Here is a 23,745-nt window from a genome sequence, read left to right on the forward strand (position 1 = left end):
GGCTATAGTCGATGGCTCATAGCAACAAACCAAATAATCAAATCAAACACTATGGACTATCGACTATAGTCTGTGGACTAAAAAACTACAACGATGGTATTAGCAGACATCCTCTCCAACACTAAATTCTCTGATCCGGGCTCAGATAAGAAGCCGTTGATCATCTCCGGCCCTTGCAGTGCTGAAACTGAAGAGCAGGTACTTGAAACCGCACAGCGCCTGGCTAAGACAGGTAAAGTAGATGTACTGCGTGCTGGTATCTGGAAACCACGTACCCGCCCAGGTTCCTTCGAAGGTATCGGTGTACAGGGCCTGCCATGGTTACAGAAAGCAAAAGCCCTGACCGGTTTACCAGTAGCTGTGGAAGTAGCTACCCGTCAGCAGGTGGAAGAAGCCCTGGCACATGATGTAGATATCCTGTGGATTGGTGCACGTACCACAGTAAACCCATTCTCTGTACAGGAAGTAGCTGATGCGCTGAAAGGTGTGGATACAACTGTATTGATCAAGAACCCAATCAACCCGGACCTGGAACTGTGGGTAGGTGCAGTAGAGCGTGTGCGTAACTCCGGCATCACCAAGATTGGTCTGATCCACCGTGGTTTCTCCAGCTATGGCAATACTGAATACCGTAATGCACCGATGTGGCACCTGCCAATCGAGATGAAGCGTCGTATGCCAGAACTGCCTATCGTGTGCGATCCTAGCCACATTGGTGGTCGTCGTGACATACTGCAGGAAATCGGTCAGGAAGCAATCGACCTGGATTACGATGGTCTGATGCTGGAATCACACATTGATCCGGACAAAGCATGGAGCGATGCGAAACAACAGGTAACTCCTGAAAGACTGGCAGAAATTTTGGATGGTATCAAGTGGCGCCATGAACGTACCGATGTAAAAGAATTCAACTCTGCACTGGATAAACTGCGTGGTCAGATCAACCAGATCGATGATGAAATTCTGCTGCTGCTGGGCAATCGTATGAAGATTGCTGAGAAGATTGGTCTCTACAAGAAAGAGAACAACGTGACCATCCTGCAGACAAACCGCTGGAATGAAATCCTGGAGCGTGGTATCGCTAAGGGTGACAAACTGGGTCTGACAAAGGATTTCATCCTGAAATACTTCGATGCAGTTCACCTGGAATCAATCAACAGGCAGAACAGAGTAATGAACGAAGGCAAATAAGTGGCGTCCTGAGTAATCAGGCACAACCATACATCATTATATGAGAACATTATCTTACCAGTTCCAGCACAGTGCTACCAAATATTACTTGGGAGAAAGCCTCCACCAGCTGGGCAATTATGCAGATCCATCCCGTACCGTACTGGTTGTGGATGAAAATGTGGATAAACTCCACGGAATGAAATTGCAGGGTTGGAGGAAGCTGGTGATTCCGGATGGAGAAGAGAATAAAAGTGAGGAAGTACTCGAACAGATCATTGATGGGCTCATAGAGCTGGAAGCTGACCGCAAGACTATGCTCGTAGGTATAGGCGGTGGCATGACCACAGATTTAACCGGTTATGCCGCCAGCATATATATGCGCGGTATGCCGGTAGGTTTCGTACCTACCACGCTGCTCGCACAGGTAGATGCATCTATCGGTGGTAAGAACGGTATCAACCATGGTAAACATAAGAATATGCTGGGCACCATCCGGCAACCGGAGTTTATCCTGTTTGACTTATCACTGCCACTGACCATGCCTGACGAAGAATGGCATAATGGTTTTGCGGAGATCATCAAATATGCCTGCATCATGGATGCCGGTATGTTCACTTACCTGGAAGAAAACCGGGATAAGGCCATGCAAAAGGATGTAGCCGTTCTGGAATACCTGGTAGAACGCTCTGTAGAGCTGAAGACCAAGGTAGTACTGGAGGATGAATTTGAGCAGGCGTCTCGTCGCTGGCTCAACTTTGGCCACACGCTGGGGCATGCAGTAGAAAAAATTGAGAACATCGCCCATGGTAAAGCGGTGGCAATCGGGATGGTGGCAGCAGCCAAAATCTCAGAGAAGCTATCTACTTTGCAGGTGGAACAAACAAACCGGTTGATCAGGCTGATCAATGATTACCAGTTGCCGGTGACCCTGACTTCGAACAAAGAAGAAATGTACAACATCTTCAAGCTGGATAAGAAAAGGGAAAAGGATGCGATCAATTTTGTGCTGCTGGAACAATTAGGTAGCGCGCATACAAAGGCTGTACCGCTGGCAACGCTGAAGCAGTTGCTGGAGGAGCTATAAACAACCAAACACACACATGCAAGTAACAATATTACCCGGCAGCATTCATGGCACCGTAACTGCCAATCCTTCCAAAAGCGCTATGCAAAGGGCAGTAGCCGCAGCGTTGCTGAGCAATGGTAAAAGCATTATCCGGAATCCGGGTTTGAGCAATGACTGCCTCGCAGCACTGGATGTAGCCAGCAAACTGGGAGCAACTATCAATCGTCAGGAAGATTATATCGGGATTACCAGCAATGGTATTCACCCGGTACAGTCTGTAGATAACGAAATCAATTGTGGAGAATCCGGCCTTGGTATCCGCATGTTTACACCGATCGCTTCTTTGTCTGCACTGCCTATCACCATCAATGGGCATGGTAGTCTGACCACCCGTCCTATGAACTTCTTCGAAGAAGTTTTACCACAGGTGGGTGTAAAGATCAGCAGCCGTGAGGGCAAGCTGCCTTTGCATATTCAGGGTCCATTACAGGCGCAGAATATTACGATCGATGGTTCACTCAGTTCACAGTTCTTAACAGGCTTATTAATGGCTTTTGGTGCTGTTGCAGAAGATGTGACGATCACAGTGAAAGACCTGAAGAGTAAACCTTATATCGCCCTTACCCTGCAGCTCATGGAGCAGTTTGGAGTACAGGTGAAAGAGGAGAACTTTGAGCGTTTCTCATTTGGTAAGAAACAGGCATACAAAGCCGGCGAATATACTGTAGAAGGAGATTGGAGCGGAGCTGCGTTCCTGCTGGTGGCTGCTGCGGTAGCTGGCAAAGCAGAGGTACACCACCTCAATACACAATCTGCACAATCTGATAAAGCGATACTGGAAGCACTGGAAAAAGCAGGTGCAGGTCTGATGTCAGGTGTATTCACTGTGAATGTGGAAAAGCAACAATTAAAAGCGTTTGATTTCGATGCGACTGATTGTCCGGATCTGTTCCCTCCACTGGTAGCGCTGGCAGCAAATTGCGTAGGCACTACGAAAATACTGGGTGTGAGCAGACTGGCACACAAGGAAAGTGACCGTGGTAAAACCTTACAGGAAGAATTTGGTAAACTGGGTATAAGTATTGACCTGCATGGCGATGAAATGCTGGTGCATGGTGGTACAGGTATTACTGGTGGTACTGTTCGCTCTCACAATGATCACAGGATTGCCATGGCATGTGCAGTAGCTGCACTGACAGCGAGTGGTCCGGTAGTGATTGAAGATGCGGAGGCGATTAACAAATCTTATCCTGAATTTTACGAACATTTGCAGAAGTTAGGCGGTGTGGTAAAACAGGAAGGAGCCAACAGTCAGGTACATTAACACGACATTGATAAATCAGCATACTAATGAACAGTTTCGGTAGATTATTCCGGGTAAATGTTTTTGGAGAGTCGCATGGCGCTAGTGTAGGCGTGAATATTGACGGTGTACCGGCAGGTATTCCGCTGAAGCAGGAAGATTTCCTGCCAGACCTGGACAGGCGCAAGGCGGGCGCCAAAGGCACCACACCGCGTAAGGAAGATGATCTGCCTTACATCAAATCAGGCGTTTTCAATGACCATACAACTGGTGCGCCGATTACAATTTTGTTTGAGAACAACAATACGCGTAGTACTGACTATGAGAAGCTGCGTGAGTTTCCACGCCCCGGTCATGCGGATTTTGTAGCTACACATAAGTATGGTGGCTTTGAAGATTACCGTGGCGGCGGACACTTTAGCGGCAGGCTTACACTGAACCTGGTAGCTGCTGGCGTAATTGCCAAGAAGATATTGGGTGAAAGCATTAAGGTAACCGCAACTTTGAAAGAGGTGGCGGGATTGCCTGATGCAGCGCAGGGACTGGAAGCGGCGATTGCTGCAAAAGATTCTGTGGGTGGTATCGTAGAATGTGTGGTAGAAGGGCTGCCAATTGGATTGGGAGAGCCTTTTTTTGACTCAGTAGAGTCTTGTATTGCCCATGCGGTGTTTGCTATTCCGGCAATCAAAGGCATTGAATTCGGTGCTGGTTTTGCTGCGGCAAAGATGAAAGGGATAGAGCATAATGATGCGATACTGGATGCTAATGGTAAGACTGCGACGAATAATGCGGGTGGTGTAGTAGGGGGTATTACTAACGGGAATCCTTTGGTATTCCGTGTGGCGGTGAAACCTACTTCAAGCACGCCTAAGGAGCAGCATACGTTGAATATTAAGAGTGGACAGGTAGAGGCTTTTAGTGTGAAGGGAAGACATGATCTGTGTATAGCGCTGAGGGTACCGGTGGTGTTGGAAGCAGTGGCGGCAATGGCGCTGGCGGATTTGATGATGGTGGAGCAGCGGAGTCCCAGAGTGTGGAAATAACTTAAAACAAAAAGGGGAATTACAATCGTAATTCCCCTTTTTGTTTTACTTCTCGATATCTAATAATTCAACATCAAAAATCAGTGCGCTATTTGGTCCGATCTTCGGCCCTGCCTGACGTTCACCATAAGCCAGATCAGCAGGTATAAACAACCTCCATTTTGAACCTACAGGCATCAACTGCAGCGCCTCAGTCCAACCCTTAATGACTCCACCCACCGGGAAGGAGATAGGCTGACCTCTCTCTACAGAACTATCAAACACGGTCCCGTCGATCAGGGTACCATGATAATGTGTCTTTACCTTATCTGCAGCGGTAGGTTTTGGACCATTACCTTCTTTCAGAATTTGGTATTGTAAACCGCTAGGCAGTGCTACCACCCCTGGTTTAGTCTTATTCTCTGCCAGGAATTTTTCACCTGCTTCTTTGTTCTTTTGCATCTTTTCCGCTTTTATCTGTTGGAGATAATTACTGATACTCATATTTGCTATTTCTTTTGCTACTAACGTTGTATCCTTCAGTGCATCCTCGATCGCGTGTCTCAGCACATTCAGGTTCAGGCTATCCAATCCTTGTGTCTTGAGGGTATTACCGATATCCTGACCAATGCCATAGCTTACGGTGTCGATCTTAGTCTGCAATAATGGTGCTACAGGAACAACAGTTTGCTCCTTGTCTTTGTTCTTTTTAGATCTTTTCTGCGCAAATCCATTCAGGGATATGACGCCGAGTGCTCCCAATAGTAGGGCTTTTTTAATCATAAAATAGTAGTTATCAATGGTAATGGACTTACGAAATTTATATATCTGAACGCCCGCAAGTTAAATTTTATTTCAACACCGGCAATTCTATAGCGGATGGATGGCCTGCATCATGATAAATACGGATGGTTGCCTTCTTAAAATCCTTGTCTGTAGCATGGTAGATATCGGTAAATACCTGTGGGTTACGATCTACCAGCGGGAACCAGCTGCTCTGTACCTGTACCATGATCTTGTGCCCTTTTTTAAATGTATGTGCTACATCCGGCAGGGAGAAATCTATATTGGCAGGTGCATCTGGTGTGAAAGGAACTGGTTTCTCAAAGCTCTCTCTGTATTTACCTCTCATGATTTCGCCTCTTACCAGCATTTCGTAACCGCCCATTGGATAGGTAGATGAAGGTACTCTGTGGTGTTCGCTGCGAGCCTTGTCTTCATATTTGAAATCATAAGGGAACACATCGATCAGCTTTACGATGAAGTCAGCATCTGTACCACTGGTACTTACTACCAGTTTGGCTGTGAGCGGCCCCGCCAGTGTAATATCTTCTGTCAATACATCTGTCGAAAAAGTAGCTACATCCGGACGGCGTTCAGCAAAACGCTGATCATCTGTCATGTAATTGATGGTACGATCGAAATGTACATCCTGTGTGTAAGGCACTGGTTTAGCAGGATCGCTTACGTATTCAGAGAAGCTGTTGCCACCCAGTGGTTTGGAGAAATCCAGTTTGCCATTGGCCTGCATGTAGATGGATTGTGCCTGTACATTGGCAGGAGGCCATTGCTGGAACTTGCGCCATTGGTTTTCGCCGGTGAAGAACACGGTTGCTTCTGCGATATCAGGTGATGCACCTTTACCTTTCAGGTAATAGTTGAAGAAGGGCACTTCGATATTATCCTGGTAGTATTCAGATGTATTGCTGTCGAAATGAACATTGCCTAAATGTGTACCATCATTGCTGCCCCACTGACCATGATACCATGGACCCATTACGATACGATTGTTGGCATCAGGACTCAGTTTCTCGATGGCCTTATAAGTATTCCATGCACCGAAGCAATCTTCTGCATCGAAGACACCACCTACTGTCAGTACAGCTGGCTGTATGCCTTTCAGGTATTGTCTTACATCCCTGGCTTTCCACCATGCGTCGTAGTCGCCATGGTTCATGAGGTCATTCCAGAATGCAATGCTGTCTCCCATCAATTTAGAGAAGTTAGACAGCGCACCGGTTTTGAGGTAGAACTCGTAGTTATCGTCAGTAGTGAAGTATTTAAAACCAGCAGGGCCTACGGTAGTTGGCTTAGGCCTTGGCTGACCGAAACTGGTATAAAAAGAGAAGGCATCTGAAATGAAGAATGCACCGTTGTGGTGGAAGTCATCACCATGATACCAGTCGGTAACCGGTGCCTGCGGACTTACTGCCTTCAGTGCCGGATGACCGCTCAATGCAGCCATGGTGCTGTAGAAGCCGGGGTAAGAGGTGCCGAATACACCTACTTTGCCATTGTTGTTGGCAATGTTCTTCACCAGCCAGTCGATGGTGTCGTAAGTATCACTTGCTTCATCTATCTCATTTTTGCCCTTTTTAGCCGGATTATAAGGACGAACATCCATGAAGGTACCTTCACTCATCCAACGGCCACGTACATCCTGTATGACCATGATATAGCCTTCGTGCAGGTATGTGTTGGTATACCTTGCATAGAAAGGTCTGAACTCTTTATCTCCATAAGGAGAGCAGGAGTAAGGAGTACGTGTCATCAGAAAAGGATGCTTCTCTGCATTGTCTTTAGGTATATAAATGGATGTAAACAGTTTTACACCATCCCGCATAGGGATATATACTTCTTTTTTAGTGTAATGTTCGTACATCCACAAGGAGTCTGCATCGATGGCTTTTACCTTTGAGTTAAAGGCGATAATCACCACAAACAGCCATAAGATCCGTTTCATAAGCATTATTTATTTTTCAATTCTTCTTTTGTCTTCCTGGGTAATGATTCCACTACGAGTTCATATGAATCCCTGATCCACTGATAGATCAGCTTATCAGAAATACCGGCGTGTACATCGACTGTATTCCAGTGTTTCTTGTTCATATGGTATCCCGGTGAGACACCATCATAGCGTTCGCGCAGCTCTATCGCAATTTCAGGATCACATTTGAGATTGATGCTTTCGAAACTATCGAGGCTGGTGAGTGTAAACATTTTTCCCATCACCTTGTATACAAGTGTTTCTTCACCAAAGGGAAACTCTTCTGTGACACCCGGCAGGGCGAGGCAAAAATCACGAAACTGTTCAATATTCATAAGGCATTGAATCTAAGTGCGTCCAAAGGTATAAAAAAACCGGGGCAGACAGTATACCTGTTGCCCCGGTTGTGTATTGTAAAAAATAAATAGCTACCTGCAGTTGATATGGTTATTTTTTTATGAATGATCAGGCTTTGCTGATGTTGAGAATGATGCGGGAATAACGACCGTATACTATCTCTACTTCCTGTCCTGATTTATAATCGTCGAGCCGGCCGCGCATCCAGTAAAAGAGTCTTTTTCTCTTTCTTATACCTTCCTGTTTTACAATAAAGCTGGTCTGCATATCATTGTTACCCTGATATACATGTTCCAGAGGTACCTTGATCTGTCCTTTCTGAAGGAGGGTCAGGTCTTTCTTGATTGTAAAGTACCGGACATCAGTCACCTTTATCAGCGCAAAGACAAGTACGAGTACGAAAGAGAGCAACCATACCCAAAACCAGGTATTTCTGTAACTGAACATGGTGGCATCTATTTCTTCGTCGGAATACCTTCTTTTGAGAAAAAATTGTGGTACGTATGCTGCGATGAGCACTAAAGTGAGGCCAATCAACAAGAACTTAATGATTTGCCTTTTGTTCTTTTTCAACGCATCCTGTAGGAGAAAGATCTCCTCGATGGTCATAAAAGAGTAATCCTGCATAGATAAGGTTTTTTCTTATTTCTAATATATGTAAAATTTTTCTAAATATAAGTTAGTATTAATACGATCGGATTGAACTTTTAGTATGCGTGTGAATAAAAAAATGTTAGTTTTTTGTCATTTGTAAATAAAAAAACGGCTAAAAGCGAATGCTTTTAGCCGTTTGCGTATAAGTTAATTTTTTCTTAAGCTTCTGCTTCTGCGTAAGCGCTTACAGGCTCGCAGGTACAGATCAGGTTTCTGTCGCCATGTGTATTGTTTACGCGGCTTACAGAAGGCCAGAACTTATTGAGTTTCACATATTCCAGCGGGTAAGCTGCCTGTTGGCGGCCATAAGGACGGTTCCACTCTTCGGCAGTGATAACGAACTGGGTATGAGGCGCATGCTTCAATGCGTTGTTTGCTTTGTCAGCTTTGCCTGTTTCTACAGCGCTGATTTCTGCACGGATCGCCAGCAGTGCATCGCAGAAGCGATCCAGTTCAGCTTTGTCTTCACTCTCAGTAGGTTCAATCATGATCGTACCCGGAACAGGGAAGCTCATGGTTGGTGCGTGGAAACCGTAGTCCATCAGGCGTTTTGCCACATCTTCCGCTTCTACACCAGCAGTTGCTTTGAATGGACGGAGGTCTACGATGAACTCGTGTGCACAGGTACCGTTGCTGCCGCTATAAAGGATTTCGTATGATTTTTCCAGGCGTGCTTTCATGTAGTTAGCATTCAGAATCGCATTTTCAGATGCTTTCTTCAGGCCTTCTGCACCCAGCAGGCGGATGTATGCATAAGAGATGAGGAGGATGCTTGCAGAGCCATATGGTGCTGCAGATACTGCGTTTGCAGTTTTCTTGTCAGTCAGGTTTACGTGACCAGGCAGGTAAGGAGCGAGGTGTTTAGCTACGCAGATCGGGCCCATGCCAGGACCACCACCACCGTGAGGAATTGCAAATGTCTTGTGAAGGTTCAGGTGACAAACGTCAGCACCGATCAGGCCAGGAGCAGTTAAGCCTACCTGTGCGTTCATGTTGGCGCCATCCATATATACCTGACCACCAAATTCGTGTACGGTGTTGCAGATGTCTTTTACGCTTTCTTCATAGATACCGTAAGTAGATGGGTATGTGATCATGATACCTGCCAGGCTATCAGCATACTGTGCTGCTTTTGCTTTCAGGTCAGTTACATCGATGTACCCGTTTTCCAGTGCTTTCACTACTACCACTTTAAAGCCGGCCATTACTGCTGATGCAGGGTTGGTACCGTGAGCGGAGATAGGGATCAGCATTACATTACGATGTCCTTCATTTCTGCTTTCATGATATTTCCGGATCACGAGTAAACCAGCGTATTCACCCTGTGCACCACTGTTTGGCTGCAGACTGCAGGCATCAAAAGCAGTGATCTTGCAGAGGTATTCGCCCAGTTCATCTACGATTTGCTGGTAACCACCTGTCTGCGATTTTGGTGCAAATGGGTGCATCCTGCTCCAATGAGACCAGCTCAAAGGAATCATCTCTGTCGCTGCATTCAGCTTCATGGTACAGCTACCCAGAGAGATCATGGAAGTGTTGAGAGAAAGGTCTTTATTTTCCAGCATCTTGATATAACGCATCATCTGTGATTCGCTGTGATGACTGTTAAATACAGGATTGGTAAGGAAGTCAGAAGTACGTACCAGTTCTGCAGGTACAGCAGTTGCAGTCAGACTGTTTGTGTCTGCAGACAGGTTGCCAGCATTGAAGATAGCGAGGATATCGTTCACATCCTGGATGGTAGTGGTTTCATCGAGGGAGATGATCACTTTGTCAGCACCCGGATAGAAGAAGTTGATACCTGCACCTTCAGCTTTCGCTTTGATATCAGTAACTGCTTTTACAGTTACTTCGAGGGTATCAAAGTAATTGTAAGCAGCAAGTGTATATCCTTTTGCCTGCAGGGCAGCACCCAGGGCATTGGCCAGGAGAGCTACGCGGGTAGCGATATTTTTCAGACCGGCAGGACCGTGGTAAACGGCGTACATAGCAGCCATGTTAGCCAGCAATGCCTGTGCGGTACAGATGTTTGAAGTTGCTTTTTCACGTTTGATGTGTTGCTCGCGGGTTTGCAGTGCCATACGGAGTGCGCGGTTACCCTGAGCATCTACGCTCACACCGATGATACGGCCTGGGATGGCGCGTTTGAACTCATCTTTTACTGCAAAGAAAGCAGCGTGTGGACCACCAAAACCTAATGGTACACCAAAGCGCTGTGCAGAACCCAATGCTGCATCTGCACCCAGTTCACCAGGAGAGGTGAGGAGGGTCAGTGCCAGCAGATCGGTGGCCATTGCTACGTAAGCACCAGCAGCATGTACTTTCTGTACAAAGCCCTGGTAATCTTCCACAGCACCTACGCTGTTAGGATACTGTACCAATGCACCAAAGAAGGATTCATCGATAGCAGCAGTTTTATAGTCGCCGGTTACTACTTCGATGTTCAGCGGAGTAGCACGGGTGATAATTACATCTTTGGTTTGTGCGAACACATTTTCGTCCACGAAGAATTTAGGACGAGCCAGGTTGTCATGGTCTTTGTTCAGTGCGCTGAAGAACATGCTCATGGCTTCGGCAGCAGCTGTCGCCTCATCCAGCAGGGATGCATTGGCGATAGGCAGACCTGTGAGGTCGCTGACCATAGTCTGGTAGTTCAGTAAGCTTTCCAGACGACCCTGGGAGATCTCCGCCTGATAAGGAGTGTACTGTGTATACCATCCTGGATTCTCGAAGATATTGCGCAGGATCACACTTGGTGTGATGGTATCGTAATATCCCTGACCGATATAGGTACGGAATACTTCGTTCCTGAGTGATACTTCTTTGAGATGACGGAGGTAATCACTTTCACTCATTGCCGCAGGTACTGCAAGCGGGTGGTTCATGCGGATCGCGCCAGGTACGGTCTTGCTGATTAATACTTCCAGCGAAGATACACCGATGGTCTCCAGCATGTGGTTGGTCTCTGTTTCGTTAGGCCCAATGTGGCGACCTAGGAACTCATTTTGTTGTATATCAAAAAGATTCATGATGTGAAAGCAGGTATGATAATAAGAATGTGCAAAGGTATTTTGTTTTTTAGCAATAGCCAAACCTGCCTCGGTCTTGTGGAAATTGTGGTGATAATTAAGGGTTGGATGTTTCCTTGAATTGTCACATGATTGTCGTATGGTGGAGAGTATTACCTTTGCAGTCAAATGGATGAATCACTAAATAACTGGAAGCAGCGGGCGACTGAGCAGCAAAAAGCCAATAAACAGTTTCTGCAGAAGCTACAGACGAAGAAGGGCAGGGGTGTAGAGAAGCTATTGCCTGACCTGCATGAGGAGGCTTTCAGCCACATCGATTGTCTGCAATGTGCAGGTTGCTGTAAGTCAATCAGCCCAAGGTTCAAAACGCCTGATATCAAGCGTATTTCAAAGTACCTTGGCATGCGGGAATCTGTGTTTATTGAGACTTACCTGCGACTGGATGAAGATGGGGATTATGTGGTAAAAAGCAGTCCCTGTCCGTTTTTGGGTGCAGACAATTATTGCAGCATCTATGATGCAAGGCCGGGAGATTGTGAGAACTATCCTTACACAGACAGCTATGAATTTGTGAAGCGGCCAAATACCACTTACCTGAACAGTACCATCTGCCCTGCAGTATTCTATGTGTTAGAGAAGTTGCGGGACGTAGTGAAGTAATAAAAAAGGCCATCTCTCAGAGATGGCCTTTTGTTTATGCTTTCAGGTCCAGCTTGCGCATGGCCGGCGAAATGATATAAGTTGTAATAACGACTCCAAGTGTCACACATCCACCAAACACGACAGATGGTACCAGCCCCATCATCCTGGCCATAAACCCGCTTTCGAAGGCCCCCAGTTCATTGGAAGAACCGACAAACATAGAGCTCACCGCAGCTACACGGCCTCTCATCTCATCAGGTGTTTTCAATTGCAGGATCGTTTGACGGATGATTACACTGATCGCATCCAGCGTACCACTCAATAGCAATGCAATGAAGGAGAGATAGAAGTTCCTGGACAAACCGAATATGATAATACAGATACCGAATCCGAAGACTGCCGCCAGCAGTTTGATACCCGGTTTATGCACCAATGGTTTGTAAGCCAGTATAAACATGGTCATCAGCGAACCAACTGCAACAGCAGCGCGAAGCAAACCGAATTCCAGCGCACCTGCATGCAATACATCTGAGGCAAATACCGGCAGCATGGCTACCGCACCCCCAAACAATACAGCAAACATATCCAGCGCCATGGCATTTAATACCACCTTGGTATTCCATACAAAGCGCATCCCTTTGGTCAATCCATCTACAAAAGTTTCACCTTTGGCCGCATAGTGTACTGGTTTAGGTTTGATCATGATCAGGCTGAACAGCGGCAGCAGGAAAATAGCCACCACCAGCAGCATAGACCAGTGTACACCAATAGCATACACCAGCAAGCCACCCAGTGCAGGGCCTGCCATACTACCTATCTGCCAGGCGCTGCTGGCCCAGGTAGAGGCATTGGCATATAACGTACGGGGTACGATCAGACCTTGTAAAGAGAAATTGGCCGGACTTACAAAGGCACGTACTATACCTCCGCAGAATACCAGTCCATAAATACACATCAGTACCTGGTGGGTATCAAACCCTTCCACGATCTTATCCCATGTGAGGAAGAATAGTCCTGTACCAATAATGACGTAAGCAATCACGCATTTGAGCAGGATGCTCCTTTTCTCTCTCTTATCCACAATGTGCCCGGCAAAAGGTGCTAATAGTACTGCCGGGATGACCTCGGCAAGGCCTATGAGACCAAGGGCAAAAGGATCATGATTAGAGAGGAGATTCACCTTCCACTCTATGATAATAAACTGCATTGTAAGAGCAAAGACGAGTGCGAACCGAATAATTAAGTAGTAGTTAAATTCAGGAAGACGAAGTGAAGCGTAAGGGTCGTTCTTACTGTTTGTGTTAGCCGAAGTATCCACGTAATCAGTTTTTAAACCACTGCGAAAATATATAATTTGAATAAATACCTTCCTGACGATTTTACAACCGGTTGCATTTAAACTGATAAGCGGTATCGTTAAATTCGATCAGGAACCGTAATTTTATAAGACATTGGTCTGGTTTTAGTAGCAAATAATTGTAGTGAATGTGGCCGCCAGTACCGTATTAATAGCGCCTATGCTACACTCCCGGTTTCTCAATCTTTTGTTAAAAGAAAACTGCCATTCTAGCACAATGGGCAATTTTATGCTATATTTGATGACGTTCAATTAGGATTTTCTATGAGAAGAATGAAAGTGATTATACCAGTAGTGCTGATCACCATCTCGATGGGAGTATTGGCTTTCAGCAAACTGCGTAAAGAAGACCCCCCTGGCAAAAATGAAGTGATCATTGGTCTGGTAGGGCAAATATTAAAAGATGGGCACTATCAGCCGAAGGCTATAGACGATAAATTTTCAAAGGAAGTCTTTGACAAGTTCCTCAAGAACCTTGACAGTGAAAAGAAATTCTTTCTGAAGAGTGATATCGAGAACCTCAAACCATTATCAACTCACATTGATAATGAACTGATGGGTGAACCCCTGGATTGTTTCAATGCAATCAATGATCAGATTAAGAAACGTGTTGCAGAAGCAGCAGCGCTGTATCCGGAAATCCTGGCTAAGCCTTTCGACTTCACCAAAGAAGAAAAGGTAACCCTGGATCCTGATAAGGTAGATTACCCTGCAGATGAGGCAGCCCGCAAAGAAGCATGGCGCAAGGTGCTGAAATATCGTACCCTGGAAAAATACTCCGAACTGGTAGAAGCCCGCGACAAGCAGGACAAGAAAGATACCGCAAAGGCGAAAACCGATGTACAGCTGGAAGCCGACGCCCGTGCGAAGGTGAAGCAGGTATACGATCGCTACTTTGACCGTTTGAAAAACAGACAGGACGACAACGAGCGCTTCAGCACTTATGTAAATAGTATTACCGCTACAATGGATCCGCATACTGACTTCTTCCCTCCTGATGAAAAGAGAGCGTTTGAAGAGCAGATGGCGGGTAAGTTCTTCGGTATTGGTGCACAGCTGCGTGAAGAAGATGGTAAAATCAGGATCGTAAGCATCGTAACAGGTAGTCCAAGCTGGAAAGAAGGGAATCTGAAAGCAAACGATGTGATCCTGAAAGTGGCACAGGGTGACAAAGAGCCACTTGATATTACAGGTTATGCTGTAGAAGATGCCGTAAAAGTGATCAGAGGTGAAAAAGGTACTGTGGTGAAGTTGACTGTAAAGAGCGTAGACGGTACTGTAAAAGATGTTTCAATCGTGCGTGACGAGATCGTACTGGACGAAACATTTGCAAAATCAGCGATTATCGGTGGTCAACATAAAATTGGTTACATCTACCTGCCTGAGTTCTATGCAGATTTCCAGGACAGAAACGGTGCCCGTTGTGCTGAAGATGTAGCGAAGGAAATTACGAAACTGAAAGCTGAAAATGTAGAAGGTATAATCCTTGACCTCCGCTTTAATGGTGGTGGTTCCCTGCAGGATGTAGTGCAGATGGCTGGTCTGTTTATTCCGGATGGTCCGATCGTACAGGTGAAATCCCGTACCGGCGATCCAATGGTACTGCGTGACCGTGATAAGAGTGTACAGTATGGTGGTCCGCTGGCGATCATGGTGAATGAGTACAGTGCTTCTGCTTCCGAAATCATGGCAGCTGCTATGCAGGATTACAAACGTGCGGTGATCATTGGTAGCTCTTCTACTTATGGTAAAGGAACCGTGCAGCGTATGTTTAGCCTGGATGAGTTTTACTCCAACAAGGAGTTAGGTCCGCTGGGTGCGATCAAACTGACACAGCAGAAGTTCTACCGTGCAAATGGAGGTTCTACCCAGCTGAAGGGAGTTTCATCCGACATCGTATTGCCAGATCCATATTATGAAGTAGCAGAGCGTAAGGATAAAGATGCACTGAACTGGGATGAAATTCCCAAGGCAAATTACACACCTTGGGTAGACCCGGTTCCGGTAGCTGCGCTGAAAGCAAATAGCGACAAGCGCCTGGCGAACAGCGAAGCGTTCAGGATGATGAATGACAATATCGCTACCCTGAAGAAGATGGATGCACAGGACAATTATTCTCTGAACTATACGACTTACAAAACCGAGCAGAAGAATAATGCGAATGCGCTGAAACGCTATGATTCAGTAAATGAGAAAGTGAAAGAACTGGAGATTTCCAGTCTGAAGGTAGACCTGGACAAGATCGGTAATGATACTTCTAAACTGGCCCGTAATAAGGATTGGTTGAAGTTCAGACAGAAGGATATTTACCTGGATGAAGCGGTGAATGTGATGAATGATCTGATTGGAATGAGTGCTTCTAAAGTACAGGGTAGATTGGCTAATAAGTAATAATGTTATTAAGATAAATAAAAAAGCATCTGTCTTCAGACAGATGCTTTTTTATTTATCTTACGGACGGCTTTTTAAAAAGAAGTTATTCGCCGCTCAATAATCGTATCAAATTCTTTAATTCCTCCTGCTTGTACATGTCCTTGTCATCCTGGAAGCATTTAGCCAGTTCTTCCAATAAGAACTGGATAACCCTCGTATTCGACTGAGGCATGTAATAAGAAGGTGTAGGAGGGAGGGACATTCTTTTCAGGTAGTTTTCCACATCCTGGTGGGAATAGATCTGTCCCTGAATAGGATCAATAAAGAACAGGATCCTGTAATCGTCCGGGTTGGCCGGCTCTGAAAAATCGTAGAAGCTATCAAAATAGGCGAGGATAAACTGTCTTGGGATGTTCACCGCATACACAGGCAGGTCCAGCATAGCACAAAGGCTCTGGTAAACGATACCATTGGTAAGCGGATTTCCTTTCTTGGATTCCAGCACCTGGTTGATAAAGAACTGGTTCTTCCGCACATAGGCTACCTCTTCTCCTTTCAGCCCGAAGTAGTTGTAGATCATACTGTTCAGCACATTGATCTGCTCCAGGGGGGTGAGGTAGTTATTGAGCTCCAGCCATATATTACGCTTGATCTTTTCGATTTCGTTGAGGACGGAATTTGTCTGCATATCAGGAAACTGATAGCGGGCAACAAGGATGGCTCCCTGTAGAAGATCGGGGATTTCGGCCTTATTCCACTGCTGCAAGGCCATCTGCAGGTCCATGTAGTGAACTCTGTGAATCAGTTGTTCTATCCTTTCCTGAATAGATTCATCTACAGTATTCTCCCACAAGTTCTCCAGATTTGGAATGATCTCTTTTCCAAACAACAATATCTTGCTGGCGACGGTGTCATATACCTCCTGGTCCGGATCGTCCAGAAGATGGAACAAAGCATTTATTTCTTTGGTCTCGTGCATAACAAATCAAATGTGCCGATGTGCAAATATGCTAATCCCTGAATCATCCAAATGGTATAGGACGGATCTTTTTCTGAAAAAAAGACGGCCTTATATACACACCGGCACATTCCTGAAATAGCACATTATTCGGCTTTTTTCTTTCTAGGAGGTGCTTTTTTCTTAGGAGGGTTAGCTTTCACATCTTCAATGATAGCTTTTGCTTCCTCCACCGTAATATCCGCAGCGGTATCGATCTTCTCCTTTGGTATTTTGAAATTCCTTAAGCCTTGTTTAATATACGGACCATAGGGACCTTTGAGTATCTGGATTTTTTCTTTTTCAAATACTTTGATGGTACGTTCATCTTTTGCAGTACGTTTTTCTACGATCAGCGGGGCTATTTCGTCGAGTTCCACTGTGTAAGGGTCCATTTCCTTTTTCAGGGAATAGAACTTCTTATCGTGTGCTGCATATGGACCGAACCGGCCTATATTCACCGTTACATCTTCTTCTTCAAATTTACCCAAATTGCGGGGAAGTTTGAACAGCTCCATTGCTTCATCTAAAGAAATGGTTTCGATGCTTTGTGTTGCCTTTAATTTTGCAAAGCGTGGTTTCTCCTCATCTTCTGCCTTGCCGATCTGCACCATTGGACCATAACGTCCCATACGTGCTACGATAGGTTTGCCGGTAGATTCTTCGGTACCTAGTTGTCTTTCTCCTTTCACCCTTTCAGCATTTTCCAGGGTGTTTTCCACATCCTTGTGGAAAGGAGTATAGAACTCATTCAGCATCTTGTTCCAGATCTTCTTACCATGTGCCACCTCGTCAAACTCTTCTTCGATTTTGGCGGTGAAGCCGTAGTCCATTACATTTCCGAAGTATTGGCTCAGGAAGTCGGTAACGATCATACCCAGATCTGTCGGGAACAGTTTGGATTTTTCGGCACCGGTATTTTCAGCGTCTGTTACTTTAGTGAGTGTGTCATCTTTCAGCGTCAGAATGCGGAAGTCTCTTTTCACACCTTCTTTATCACGTTTTTCCACATAGTTACGCTTCTGAATGGTGGTAATGGTTGGTGCGTAGGTCGAAGGTCGGCCTATGCCCAGTTCTTCCAGTTTCTTTACCAGGCTTGCTTCCGTATAGCGGGGGGCAGGGCGGGTAAAGCGTTCTGTCGCTTTCATTTCCTTCAGGTCCAGTACTTGTTTCAGAGCGAGTGGTGGCAGGGAACCATCCTGTTCGTCATCTTCACTTACATCTTCATCATCGCGGCCTTCCATATATACTTTCAGGAAGCCATCGAATTTAAGTACTTCACCGCTGGCAGTCAGCTCATCGTGGTTGGTAGAGATATCGATCTTGGCGATTGTTTTTTCGAGTTCTGCATCGCTCATCTGGCTGGCGATAGTACGTTTCCAGATCAGCTCATACAGTTTACGGGTATCGCTGTCGTCTACAGAAGCATTCTCCATGTAGGTCGGGCGGATGGCTTCGTGCGCTTCCTGGGCAGACTCGTTCTTATTTTTGAACTTGCGGTGCTGGTGGTAGCGCTCCCCGTAGTTAGTTGTAATTGCTTTCTGGATATCCCCTAACGCGGTATCTGACAGGTTAACTGAGTCAGTACGCATGTAGGTGATCTTACCACTTTCATACAGTTTTTGTGCCAGCAGCATGGTTTTAGACACGCTGTAGCCGAGTTTACGGCTGGCTTCCTGCTGAAGGGTAGAAGTGGTAAAGGGAGCGGCAGGAGATTTCTTGCCGGGTTTTACCTGGATATCTTTTACGGTGTAAGCAGCACCGACACATTGCTGTAGGAATTTCTCCGCATCTTCTGCGGTTTTGAACCGGGTAGGTCCTTCGGCCTTGAAGGTAATGTTCTTACCATTCAGGTCTTTAGAAATGAAGAAAGCTTCTACTTTAAAGCTGCTTACAGCAGTAAAGCCGTTGATCTCTCTTTCCCTTTCCACGATCAGTCTTACCGCTACGGATTGCACGCGACCTGCAGAGAGGTGGTTACGCATACTCATTTTACGCCAGAGCACCGGTGACAGCTCAAAACCTACGATCCTATCCAGGATACGTCTGGCTTGTTGCGCATTTACCAGGTTCATGTTGAGTAGGCGGGGCTGTTGCACGGCTTTTTCAATGGCGGGCTTCGTAATCTCGTGGAAAACAATACGTTTTGTAACTTCCGGGTCTAACCCCAGTACTTCACATAAATGCCAGCTGATGGCCTCCCCCTCACGGTCCTCATCCGTTGCTAACCAAACCTCTTCGGTTGTTTTGGCCAGCTTCTTCAGGTCCTTCACTACCTTTTCCTTGTCATCGGGGATTATATACTTAGGTTTGAAGTTATTGTTGATATCAATGCCCATATCATCCTTCTCCAGGTCACGGATGTGACCAAAGCAGGATATGACCTCGAAGTCGCTGCCCAGTATTTTTTCAATCGTCTTGGCTTTGGCCGGAGACTCAACAATTACTAGATTTTTTGCCATGAATGCCGTCTTTATGTGCTACTAGATACGTAAAATTCCGTATTAAATTGTATAAACCGCTTTAAGTAAGTTCCTCAAATTTTAAGTGCTCTCTCTGGCGGGAGGATGGCCAACTGATCAAAAAAGGGCCATCCGATTTTTGCAAGTATATAAAAGAAGTGGTAGAATAAAAAATCAGTCTCTTTTAAAACATTGAATATAAATGTAATATTTTTGGGAAATCCATTAAAAATGAATGATTAACAGTTTAATGGTTAAATTGCTGGATAACAACGCTGAACGGAAGGGAAACGTGCTGTATCATATAATTGTATGAGCCCGGCCACCCAAATTTTGCTTTTATCTGACCGGTACACCATAATATATTAATAACCACTTACCCGATGAACATAGTAATTATTGGCGCGGGAAATATTGCGCATTGTTTCGGTACACAATTAAAAATACACGGACACCAGATTTTACAGGTTATTAGCCGTAAGAAAGAAAATGCTCAGATATTAGCAGAGAATTTACATGCATCGGCTAGTGATGACCTCCTGGATATCAATATGGAGGGAGACATTTATTTATTGGCAGTGAGTGATTCAGCCATTCCGGAACTCAATGACGAGCTCCGTCTGGGCAAAAGAATCGTATTGCATACGGCAGGGGCCGTACCTCTGGATGCCATCAGGCGAATCTCTACCCATACCGGGGTGATGTATCCTTTACAATCTATTCGTAAGGAGGTAAAAAATTATCCTGTGATCCCTCTTTTGCTGGAAGCCAGTAACGACGAGGTGATGCGCAGACTGCAATCCATCGCTCAGAGCATTTCGTCTCAGACTGAGGTAGTTAGCTCCGAACAGCGGCTTCAATTACATCTGGGCGCGGTACTTGCTAATAATTTTACTAATCACCTGATCGTGAGGGCAAAACAGTTTTGTGAACAAAAGGGATTGGACTTCAGTTTGCTTCAGCCCATCATCAGGGAAACTTTTGACAGGTTTGAAAAGTTCGCTCCTGAAACGGTGCAGACAGGCCCTGCCATGAGAAAGGATGAGGAGACGATGTCTAAACACAGAGCTTTGATGCAGGATCAGCCACACCTGCAAGAAATTTATAAGGTGATGTCAGACAGCATTTATGATTTCTATAATGCCTGACATCAAAAATCTATACTACTTTTGCGCAATACGATATTTTAATAAACGCAATGAACGTTTTATCTCTTTTTAAGCCCATCACCACTTTTGTGTTTGATGTAGATGGCGTGCTCACAGATGGTACTGTTCAATTATTACCAAATGGGGAGCAATCGCGTAGAATGAACATTAAAGATGGGTATGCTTTGCAGCTGGCCGTAAAGAAAGGTTACCGTATCGCCATCATATCTGGTGGACGATCTGAAAGTGTGGTAAGCCGGCTTCAGGGATTAGGAATAAAAGATATTTATACCGGCATTACCGATAAGCAGGAAAAGCTGCAGGATTATGTATTCGAGAATGACCTGCAATGGGAGCAGGTCATTTTTATGGGAGACGATATCCCGGATTACCGTGCTATGCAATTGGTAGGGTTGCCGGTATGTCCGGCCGACGCTGTCCCCGAAATCAAAAGTATATCCCGTTATATCTCACCAGTAAATGGTGGTAATGGCTGTGTGAGGGAAGTAATCGAGAAGGTGCTGAAACTTAACGGGCACTGGACGATAGACGAAGAAATAGCCAGCCGCTGATTTATTTCCAATTAAATGATTATGAAGTTACTGACAGCTTTTTTTAAACTGGTACGGTATCCGAACCTTATTTATATAGCACTCACGCAATATTTACTACAATACTGTGTAGTAGCGCCTATACTTCATTATAATGGCGTGGAACCTTCTTTGTCCGTGGCATCTTTCTGCCTGCTGAGTTTATCGACAGTGCTGATCGCTGCTGCCGGTTATATTATTAATGACTATTTCGATATTAATATTGATATCATCAATAAGCCTGACAAAATGGTGCTGGACAAGGTGATCAACCGTCGCTGGGCCATGGCCTGGCACACCATTTTTAACCTGGCTGGAGTGAGTATTGGTTTTATTGCTGCATGGAAGATTGGTCAGATCTACCTGGGCTTTACACAGGTACTGTGTTCCCTGCTGCTGTGGTTTTATTCTACTTCCTTCAAGCGTCAGGCACTGATCGGCAATGTCGTTATCTCCCTGCTCACAGCGTTGGCTGTGGTAGTGGTAGGCTTTTATGAGAAACAGATCTATGAAAGCTTTGAAGCCATCATGTCTCCCGAAGGAAGAAAGCTGATACAGATAATCGGTATTTATGCAGTGTTCGCTTTTGTGATTTCGCTGGTAAGGGAAATTGTAAAAGACCTGGAAGATGTAATCGGCGACAGCAAAGATGGTTGTCGCACGATTCCCATTGTATGGGGTGTGGAACCAGCTAAGAAAATATGCTATGGATTACTGCTGGGATTGCAGGTGCTGATTGTAGTAGTTGAAATAAGAGTAGCGCTGATAGGCTGGTATATTGCGATTGCCTACCTGGTGATTTTCGTACAGGCGCCTTGTTATTATATTTATTCTTTACTGAAAAAAGCACATCTGCCGGAGCATTATCACAAAGTGAGTTCCCTGGTAAAACTAGTGATGCTGTCAGGTATTCTGTCGATGGTCTTCTTTAAATTATTCCTCTGATGTATACAGGCAAACGTGTCATACTGGGTTCTCAGTCACCCCGGCGCAAACAGCTGCTGGAGCAGGCAGGTATTCCCTTTGAAGTGAAAGTGGTAGAGACGGCAGAGACTTTTCCTGCCGATATGCACATCCCGGATATTCCCGTTTACATTGCGCGTCAGAAGGCTGTAGCCGTAGCACCTTTGTGCCAGGCAGACGATATCATTATTACTGCTGATACAGTCGTAGTTCTGGACGAAACTATTATCGGAAAGCCAAAGGACAGGGAAGATGCGATCCGTATACTGAGTGCACTCAGTGGCAGGGAGCACCGTGTAATAACAGGGGTGATTATACTTCGCAACGGGGAGGAAGACGCTTTTTCAAAAGAAACAGCGGTACACTTCAAGCCATTGACGACTGAGCAGATCACGTATTATGTAGATCACTTTAAACCCTATGACAAGGCCGGTGCTTATGCGATACAGGAATGGATTGGTGCGGTAGGTATTGACAGAATTGATGGCTGTTTTTACAACGTGATGGGATTGCCTGTAAGCAATGTCGTAGAAAGATTATAAAAAATAAACGGCGTCCTGATCAGAGCAGGGACGCCGTTTATTTTTGGTTGGTTAAATACTTTAATACTTCCTATTAACACAATTTCTATTCCAATACCAGCAGGTTTACATCTGGATTATTGAGCCATTTAGCTTCCTTCAGCTTTTCCAGATTGATCACCCCAACTATATAACGCCAGGTAGAGGATTCATATTTTTCAGAGATATTGTAGAAGTCTGGCAGATGTACCTGATCGGCTGTACGATAACGCAGATAAATTTTTAACTGCACATCGTTGGTAAACGCCGGAGAGTTAGCCTGCTTAATCTTTTTATACTCGTATCTGTAATTGTATGTCAGTGCAGAGATGTCGGAAAGTACTGCGCTACCAGTAGCGGTACCACCAGCACCTTTACCTACAAAGAACTGCTTGTCGGTAAATGCGCTTTCGAGCAGAATACCATTGTACTCATTGTATACATCATACAGCAGGTTATGTTCCTTCACAAGATGTGGTAATACAGAAGCATTCACACTACCGTTTTGCCTTCTACAACCAGCTATGAGCTTCACTGTAGAGTTCCTTTGTTTTGCGAACTGAATATCGAAATCATTCAGGCGATGTATACCAAAATTGAATACTTCTTCTGGTTTTACGAATGTGCCAAAGGCGTGTAACAGTAAGATCACGATCTTGAATTTTGGATCGTACCCTTCGATATCCAATGTAGGATCAGTTTCTGCAAAACCCAGCTCCTGCGCCTTTTGAAGAGCTTCGTCAAAGCTTTGATTTTCTTCGAATATTTTCGTGAGGATGTAATTCGTAGACCCGTTACAGATACCTTCAACTGCATTGAGCAGATCATTGTCGTAGTATTCTTCCAGGTTACGTACAATTGGAATACTTGCACAGCTGGATGCCTCATAGAGGAAAGGCACCTTGTTTTCTACCTGTAACTGGTAGAGTGCTGGCAGGTTTTCGGCGATCATGCGTTTGCTGGCGCTTACTACTGCTTTTCCATTACGCAGTGCGGTGCTTACGATTTCGAAAGCCGCTTCTGTTTCATTGATCAGTTCCACTACTACATCGATAGTAGGGTCTTGTAAGATATCATTCTTGTCTGTAGTGAAATAGCTGGCGTCGATTGGACGAGGCTTATTGGGGTCCTTGATACATATTTTCTTAATACGCGCATTGATACCTTTAGTTCTGTTCAATACTTCGTAAAGTCCTTGTCCCACACAACCAAATCCGAAAATACCCAGATTGATAATTTTGTTTTCCATGTTCAATACTTAGTGCTGCATTCAGTGTCCGTT

At 45.2% G+C, this 23,745-nt stretch carries 19 protein-coding genes; 10 read left to right on the top strand and 9 right to left on the bottom strand.

What is annotated here, in order from left to right; all coding sequences use genetic code 11:
* The first annotated feature begins 93 nt into the window (after positions 1-93).
* The 4 genes from QQL36_RS14275 to QQL36_RS14290 are packed head-to-tail and all read left to right on the top strand — an operon-like array spanning position 94 to position 4,585.
* Positions 94-1,191 carry a chorismate mutase gene (locus tag QQL36_RS14275; protein ID WP_072359902.1) on the top strand — a complete coding sequence of 366 codons (1,098 nt, stop codon included), beginning with the start codon at positions 94-96 and terminating at the stop codon, positions 1,189-1,191.
* Positions 1,192-1,231: 40 nt separating this feature from the next.
* Positions 1,232-2,257 carry a 3-dehydroquinate synthase gene (gene aroB / locus QQL36_RS14280; protein WP_083720786.1) on the top strand — a complete coding sequence of 342 codons (1,026 nt, stop codon included), beginning with the start codon at positions 1,232-1,234 and terminating at the stop codon, positions 2,255-2,257.
* A 16-nt stretch (positions 2,258-2,273) separates the two neighbouring features.
* The gene (gene aroA / locus QQL36_RS14285; protein WP_083720783.1) at positions 2,274-3,563 is read left to right on the top strand and encodes a 3-phosphoshikimate 1-carboxyvinyltransferase; all 1,290 of its coding nucleotides are present in this window, start codon (positions 2,274-2,276) and stop codon (positions 3,561-3,563) included.
* A 26-nt stretch (positions 3,564-3,589) separates the two neighbouring features.
* The gene (locus QQL36_RS14290; RefSeq protein ID WP_321570082.1) at positions 3,590-4,585 is read left to right on the top strand and encodes a chorismate synthase; all 996 of its coding nucleotides are present in this window, start codon (positions 3,590-3,592) and stop codon (positions 4,583-4,585) included.
* A gap of 45 nt (positions 4,586-4,630) precedes the next feature.
* On the opposite strand, the gene QQL36_RS14295 is transcribed toward QQL36_RS14290, so the two are convergent.
* The 5 genes from QQL36_RS14295 to gcvP all read right to left on the bottom strand — a co-directional run bounded on the left by QQL36_RS14295 (position 4,631) and on the right by gcvP (position 11,371).
* A complete protein-coding gene (locus tag QQL36_RS14295; RefSeq protein ID WP_083720778.1) occupies positions 4,631-5,347 on the bottom strand; it encodes an FKBP-type peptidyl-prolyl cis-trans isomerase in 717 nt (238 codons plus the stop codon).
* A gap of 67 nt (positions 5,348-5,414) precedes the next feature.
* Positions 5,415-7,307 carry a CocE/NonD family hydrolase gene (locus QQL36_RS14300; RefSeq protein WP_083720821.1) on the bottom strand — a complete coding sequence of 631 codons (1,893 nt, stop codon included), beginning with the start codon at positions 7,305-7,307 and terminating at the stop codon, positions 5,415-5,417.
* Between the two features lie 5 nt (positions 7,308-7,312).
* On the bottom strand, positions 7,313-7,666 hold the full coding sequence (locus tag QQL36_RS14305) for an MmcQ/YjbR family DNA-binding protein (RefSeq protein ID WP_083720776.1): 354 nt from the start codon (positions 7,664-7,666) through the stop codon (positions 7,313-7,315).
* Positions 7,667-7,796: 130 nt separating this feature from the next.
* Positions 7,797-8,315, bottom strand: coding sequence for a hypothetical protein (locus QQL36_RS14310; RefSeq protein WP_083720774.1), 519 nt, complete (start codon positions 8,313-8,315; stop codon positions 7,797-7,799).
* A gap of 185 nt (positions 8,316-8,500) precedes the next feature.
* On the bottom strand, positions 8,501-11,371 hold the full coding sequence (gene gcvP, locus QQL36_RS14315; protein ID WP_321570083.1) for an aminomethyl-transferring glycine dehydrogenase: 2,871 nt from the start codon (positions 11,369-11,371) through the stop codon (positions 8,501-8,503).
* 168 nt (positions 11,372-11,539) lie between these two features.
* Between gcvP and QQL36_RS14320 the strand changes: the two genes are divergently transcribed.
* Entirely contained in the window at positions 11,540-12,031 is a 492-nt protein-coding gene (locus tag QQL36_RS14320; protein WP_320580936.1) for a YkgJ family cysteine cluster protein, read from the top strand.
* 34 nt (positions 12,032-12,065) lie between these two features.
* Here the strand turns inward: QQL36_RS14320 and QQL36_RS14325 are convergent, their stop codons facing one another.
* Entirely contained in the window at positions 12,066-13,331 is a 1,266-nt protein-coding gene (locus QQL36_RS14325) for an MFS transporter (protein WP_321570084.1), read from the bottom strand.
* 303 nt (positions 13,332-13,634) lie between these two features.
* Between QQL36_RS14325 and QQL36_RS14330 the strand changes: the two genes are divergently transcribed.
* Complete coding sequence (locus QQL36_RS14330) at positions 13,635-15,761, top strand: carboxy terminal-processing peptidase (protein ID WP_321570085.1); 2,127 nt, start codon at positions 13,635-13,637, stop codon at positions 15,759-15,761.
* Between the two features lie 85 nt (positions 15,762-15,846).
* Here the strand turns inward: QQL36_RS14330 and QQL36_RS14335 are convergent, their stop codons facing one another.
* Together QQL36_RS14335 and topA are read right to left on the bottom strand one after the other, a co-directional pair.
* The gene (locus tag QQL36_RS14335) at positions 15,847-16,722 is read right to left on the bottom strand and encodes a transglutaminase-like domain-containing protein (RefSeq protein ID WP_083720766.1); all 876 of its coding nucleotides are present in this window, start codon (positions 16,720-16,722) and stop codon (positions 15,847-15,849) included.
* A gap of 125 nt (positions 16,723-16,847) precedes the next feature.
* Positions 16,848-19,202, bottom strand: a complete 2,355-nt coding sequence (gene topA, locus QQL36_RS14340) for a type I DNA topoisomerase (RefSeq protein WP_083720764.1) — start codon at positions 19,200-19,202, stop codon at positions 16,848-16,850.
* Positions 19,203-19,585: 383 nt separating this feature from the next.
* On the opposite strand from topA, the gene QQL36_RS14345 reads away from it, so the two are divergent.
* From QQL36_RS14345 to QQL36_RS14360, 4 genes are read left to right on the top strand one after another with little or no spacing between them, the layout of a single operon-like run.
* Positions 19,586-20,350, top strand: a complete 765-nt coding sequence (locus QQL36_RS14345; RefSeq protein ID WP_083720762.1) for a Rossmann-like and DUF2520 domain-containing protein — start codon at positions 19,586-19,588, stop codon at positions 20,348-20,350.
* A 50-nt stretch (positions 20,351-20,400) separates the two neighbouring features.
* Complete coding sequence (locus QQL36_RS14350) at positions 20,401-20,922, top strand: KdsC family phosphatase (protein ID WP_083720760.1); 522 nt, start codon at positions 20,401-20,403, stop codon at positions 20,920-20,922.
* Positions 20,923-20,943: 21 nt separating this feature from the next.
* Entirely contained in the window at positions 20,944-21,885 is a 942-nt protein-coding gene (locus QQL36_RS14355; protein WP_179090974.1) for a geranylgeranylglycerol-phosphate geranylgeranyltransferase, read from the top strand.
* Positions 21,885-22,445 (top strand): Maf family protein, encoded by a 561-nt coding sequence (locus tag QQL36_RS14360; protein ID WP_083720756.1) that lies wholly within the window; start codon positions 21,885-21,887, stop codon positions 22,443-22,445. The genes QQL36_RS14355 and QQL36_RS14360 overlap by 1 nt, the downstream gene beginning before the upstream one ends.
* 85 nt (positions 22,446-22,530) lie before the next feature.
* On the opposite strand, the gene QQL36_RS14365 is transcribed toward QQL36_RS14360, so the two are convergent.
* Positions 22,531-23,712, bottom strand: a complete 1,182-nt coding sequence (locus tag QQL36_RS14365) for a homoserine dehydrogenase (RefSeq protein WP_083720754.1) — start codon at positions 23,710-23,712, stop codon at positions 22,531-22,533.
* Positions 23,713-23,745: the final 33 nt, after the last annotated feature.

Origin of the sequence: Chitinophaga sp. LS1 (assembly GCF_034274695.1) — a bacterium.
GTDB lineage: Bacteria > Bacteroidota > Bacteroidia > Chitinophagales > Chitinophagaceae > Chitinophaga.

What these genes read in the sequence shown, in the direction of transcription:
- QQL36_RS14330 (WP_321570085.1), top strand. Translation starts at nt 13,635, where the DNA reads ATGAGAAGAATGAAAGTGATTATACCAGTAGTGCTGATCACCATCTCG.
- QQL36_RS14355 (WP_179090974.1), top strand. Translation starts at nt 20,944, where the DNA reads ATGAAGTTACTGACAGCTTTTTTTAAACTGGTACGGTATCCGAACCTT.
- QQL36_RS14275 (WP_072359902.1), top strand. Translation starts at nt 94, where the DNA reads ATGGTATTAGCAGACATCCTCTCCAACACTAAATTCTCTGATCCGGGC.
- QQL36_RS14300 (WP_083720821.1), bottom strand. Translation starts at nt 7,307, where the DNA reads ATGAAACGGATCTTATGGCTGTTTGTGGTGATTATCGCCTTTAACTCA.
- QQL36_RS14305 (WP_083720776.1), bottom strand. Translation starts at nt 7,666, where the DNA reads ATGAATATTGAACAGTTTCGTGATTTTTGCCTCGCCCTGCCGGGTGTC.
- QQL36_RS14335 (WP_083720766.1), bottom strand. Translation starts at nt 16,722, where the DNA reads ATGCACGAGACCAAAGAAATAAATGCTTTGTTCCATCTTCTGGACGAT.
- QQL36_RS14295 (WP_083720778.1), bottom strand. Translation starts at nt 5,347, where the DNA reads ATGATTAAAAAAGCCCTACTATTGGGAGCACTCGGCGTCATATCCCTG.
- gcvP (WP_321570083.1), bottom strand. Translation starts at nt 11,371, where the DNA reads ATGAATCTTTTTGATATACAACAAAATGAGTTCCTAGGTCGCCACATT.
- QQL36_RS14360 (WP_083720756.1), top strand. Translation starts at nt 21,885, where the DNA reads ATGTATACAGGCAAACGTGTCATACTGGGTTCTCAGTCACCCCGGCGC.
- QQL36_RS14345 (WP_083720762.1), top strand. Translation starts at nt 19,586, where the DNA reads ATGAACATAGTAATTATTGGCGCGGGAAATATTGCGCATTGTTTCGGT.
- aroA (WP_083720783.1), top strand. Translation starts at nt 2,274, where the DNA reads ATGCAAGTAACAATATTACCCGGCAGCATTCATGGCACCGTAACTGCC.
- topA (WP_083720764.1), bottom strand. Translation starts at nt 19,202, where the DNA reads ATGGCAAAAAATCTAGTAATTGTTGAGTCTCCGGCCAAAGCCAAGACG.
- QQL36_RS14290 (WP_321570082.1), top strand. Translation starts at nt 3,590, where the DNA reads ATGAACAGTTTCGGTAGATTATTCCGGGTAAATGTTTTTGGAGAGTCG.
- aroB (WP_083720786.1), top strand. Translation starts at nt 1,232, where the DNA reads ATGAGAACATTATCTTACCAGTTCCAGCACAGTGCTACCAAATATTAC.
- QQL36_RS14350 (WP_083720760.1), top strand. Translation starts at nt 20,401, where the DNA reads ATGAACGTTTTATCTCTTTTTAAGCCCATCACCACTTTTGTGTTTGAT.
- QQL36_RS14320 (WP_320580936.1), top strand. Translation starts at nt 11,540, where the DNA reads ATGGATGAATCACTAAATAACTGGAAGCAGCGGGCGACTGAGCAGCAA.
- QQL36_RS14365 (WP_083720754.1), bottom strand. Translation starts at nt 23,712, where the DNA reads ATGGAAAACAAAATTATCAATCTGGGTATTTTCGGATTTGGTTGTGTG.
- QQL36_RS14310 (WP_083720774.1), bottom strand. Translation starts at nt 8,315, where the DNA reads ATGCAGGATTACTCTTTTATGACCATCGAGGAGATCTTTCTCCTACAG.